The organism is Chryseobacterium potabilaquae (genome assembly GCF_902728265.1).
Lineage (GTDB): Bacteria > Bacteroidota > Bacteroidia > Flavobacteriales > Weeksellaceae > Chryseobacterium > Chryseobacterium potabilaquae.
On the sequence record NZ_CACVBR010000089.1, the window covers coordinates 1 to 3,988 of the forward strand.

Here is a 3,988-nt window from a genome sequence, read left to right on the forward strand (position 1 = left end):
GAGGGGCGGCAAGGATTCCTGCGTTAAACAGCCATCTTTACTATAATGTATTACATAACAGCCAGTTGTGTTTATGGAAATTAAATCAATTTTATAACTTCTAATACCATATTGTTTTGTAATAGTTACTCCTCAACAAGATTAGTACAACTTTATAAGATACCCCCTGCTACTTGATCTCTTTCTTATATGAATAAGCACTGATAGGTACGTTTCTATGCCTTAAATATTTATATAAAGTCATTTTCGAGATCCCTACTTCTTTAGCAATTTCCATAACGCTCATTTTTCCCTCCCTATAATAGGTTTCTACTAAAATAGCTTTTTGTTCAGCTTCCTTACTCATTCCTCTCCTTCTGCCTCCTTTACGTCCTCTAGCTCTGGCAGCTTCTAACCCTGCTCTGGTTCTCTCCCTGATTAGATCCTTTTCAAATTCGGCAAAAGAGGCTGAAATATTGAAAAATAATCGTCCTTGTGGTGTAGTGGTGTCAATACTATCACTTATACTTTGAAGTCCCACTTCTTTTTTATTAAAAAAATCTACCATTTCCAAAAGATGTTTCAAAGACCTTCCCAATCTATCCAGTTTATAAACTATTACAACATCTCCTTTTCTGATATGTTCAATAAGCTTATTTAATTCAGGCCTGTCAGCTTTAGTTCCAGAAACAATTTCTTTATAAATAATTTCACACCCAGATTTATTTAGAGCATCCTCCTGAAGCTCAAAATTTTGATCCTGGGTAGAAACCCTTGCGTATCCTATTTTCATTGTGCTATTTTAAGTATATGTTAAATCAACTTTTTCCAAAAATAATTATACTTAGAATAATATACTAATTTATCTGACCATTTTTATTACCTTATCATTATAAAACTTTTAAGATTCTTAATCGTATTAGAGTCTAATCAAACGTGGGTTTAATTGGACTAAAAATTTTAAATTATGGCTGCTATTTATCAAACCGCTTACCCAAGATTAAAGTCTAACCCTTCAGTTGAAGATTTAGTAACAGTTTATACACCCAGTGAAGAAGAAATGGAATTAATGAATAGCTATTCCCAAAGGCCTATTGCCCGGCTGGGCTTTATGATATTACTTAAAACATTTCAACGTCTGGGATATTTTGTATTGGTAAGTGATGTTCCGGAAAAAATAGTAAATCATATTATGGAGTGCCTTGAATCCAAATTTAAAACAGAAAAGCTGGATACATATGATACTTCAGGTGCAAGGCAAAGGCACCTGAAAATTATACGTGATTACCTGGGGATAACACCTATTAATCGTCATACCCTTAATTTCCTTAAATTAGGTATGCAGGAAGCTGCTAAAACTAAAGAGGAAGTTTCGGACATTATCAATATAGGTTTAGAAACAATGACCAATGTTCGTTATGAGCTCCCCTCATACAGTACGTTCTTAAGAGAGGCTAAGGCCGCAAGAGTAGGAGCAAACAGATTTATATATGAAAGTATTTACATGTCCTTATCTGATCCTTCCAAGAAAATGATTCACAATATCCTAACCTCTAATCTAGAAAGTAATCCTTCTCAAAGCTTATGGGATCTTATTAAAAAGGAACCTAAAAAGCCAACTCTAAATAATGTTCGTAACTTCGTCCAGCATTTACATTGGCTAAGGGGATTTAATGATTGTTTACCCCAGAATATTTCTTTGTCGGAATCTAAGTTAAAGCGTTCTATAATAGAAGCCAGAGCTTTAAATATTTCTGATATGAATAAGCTTACAGAGCATAAGAAGTATACATTAGTAACGTTGTTTATACAGTCACAAACACAAAAATCTTTGGATGATATTACTGATATTTTTATACGGATTATCCAAAAAATAGTTCAGAACGCTCAAAATGCATTAAAAGAGTATCAAAATTCACAAACCGAATATACGGAGAATTTAATTATGGCCCTACGGGACATAATCAAGGCATATCAAACCTCAGGAACAAAGACAGCACGTTTCGATGCTATATCTTATTCTTTTAAAGAAGATCCGAAGGAACTTGAGAAACGTTGCGATCAACAATTGGCTTATTCCAACAATAATTACCTTCCCTTTATGTTGCCACTTTTTCAAGATAAGCGTTCGGTACTTTTTGACTGTATTAGCCATCTTAAGCTTCTTTCCACGACCCAGGATGAAACTCTTCTCGAAGCTTTATCGTTAGTAAGGCTTAATCGACGCAGTAGAAAACCGATACTAGATACAGGTAATCTAAACCTGTCATGGATATCAGATAAATGGTGGAAACTAATAACAGGAAGCTCAGCGCGTATTACTTCTAATATTGAGATACAAAAAAATTATTTTGAACTTTGCTTATTTACTACTATTGCCCAGGAATTGAAATCAGGTGATTTAGTGGTAGAAAGTAGTGATAAATATAGCGATTTTAGAGACCAGCTCATCAGTTGGGAAGAATATGAACTACAAATTGATCAGTATGGAAAACAGATAGGAATCAATACAAGTATTCCTGATTTAATCGTCAATCTCAAAAGAAAATTAAGTGACGCTGCGCGGCGTGCAGACGATCAGTTTCCGGATAACGATCAGGTTAAAATTGAAAATGGAGAGCTTTCTATCCAACGTATAAAGAGTAAACCCATCCCGATACTATTAGACAAGATCAATAAAGCAATGGATGATCGTATGATGGAAACTAATATTCTGGATGTATTAAGCCATATGGAGAAATGGCTAGGCTTAAGTAAAGGTTTTAAGCCTTTATCAGGGCATCAGACCAAGCTAATGGATCATCAACGCCGGTTTATCATTACACTCTTTTGTTACGGATGTAATTTAGGACCTACACAAACCTCACGTTCTATAACAGGCATCAACCGTAAACAAATTGCTTGGTTAAATCTTCATCACTCAACTGAAGACAAAATTGATGAAGCAATTGTCAAAGTTATTAATGCGTATAATAAGTTTTCTCTACCCAAAATATGGGGAACCGGGCAGAGTGCTTCTGTAGATGGAACTAAATGGGACCTTTATGAACAGAATTTACTAAGTGAATATCATGTGCGATATATGGGATCCGGCGGTATAGGATATTATCATTTATCGGATACTTATATTGCATTATTCAGTCATTTCATTCCCTGTGGTGTATATGAAGCTATATATATTCTTGACGGAATATTAAAAAATATGGCAGATATCCAGCCCGATACAGTTCACGGGGATACTCAATCCCAAAGCGAGGCTGTATTTGGTTTAGCTCATTTGTTGGGAATTAAACTCATGCCCAGAATTCGAGGAATAAAAAATCTGAAATTTTATCGCGCAGACAAAGAACAATCCTTTAAGCATATCCATCCTTTATTTAAGGACACTATAAAATGGGAGCTTATTGAAAGTAATCTTCCCGATATTTTGCGTATTGCATTGTCTATAAAATCAGGTAAAGTAAATGCTTCTACTATTCTCAGGCGTTTGGGAACTTATTCAAGAAAAAACAAACTTTACCTGGCTTTGCGCGAGCTAGGACGCGTGATACGCACTATATTTTTACTGGAATATATTACGGAAGCCCAAATGAGAGAGACAATCCATTCAGCAACCTGCAAAAGTGAAGAATTTAATGATTTTCTACAATGGGTAATGTTTGGAAATAATGGACTTATTGCGGAAAATATCAGGCATGAACAACAAAAGGTTATAAAGTACAACCACTTAGTGGCGAATATGATTATTCTTTACAATGTCATTACAATGACTAATGTAATTAGAGAACTTTCGCAGGAAGGTCTACAAATAGATGCTGAAACGCTGGGAGCCACATCTCCTTTTCGAAGAGAAAATATCAATAGGTTTGGAACTTATTCCCTAGACATGGAGAGAGAAGGTCCAGAAATTGAATTTAATATCCCTGTAACTTAATAAATCTCAATAATTTGTTTTTCAATATGTTATAGTAAAGATGGCTGTTTAACGCAGGAATCCTTGCCGCCCCTC

The 3,988-nt window shown here is 34.9% G+C and carries 2 protein-coding genes; one reads left to right on the top strand and one right to left on the bottom strand.

The genetic code is table 11. The annotated features are described in order from the left end of the window. Positions 1-169: 169 nt before the first annotated feature. The gene (locus tag CHRY9293_RS18230) at positions 170-772 is read right to left on the bottom strand and encodes a recombinase family protein (protein ID WP_162034281.1); all 603 of its coding nucleotides are present in this window, start codon (positions 770-772) and stop codon (positions 170-172) included. 174 nt (positions 773-946) lie between these two features. Here CHRY9293_RS18230 and CHRY9293_RS18235 point away from each other — a divergent pair, with 174 nt between their 5' ends. Then, a complete protein-coding gene (locus tag CHRY9293_RS18235; protein ID WP_162034282.1) occupies positions 947-3,913 on the top strand; it encodes a Tn3 family transposase in 2,967 nt (988 codons plus the stop codon). The last annotated feature ends 75 nt before the right edge of the window (positions 3,914-3,988 follow it).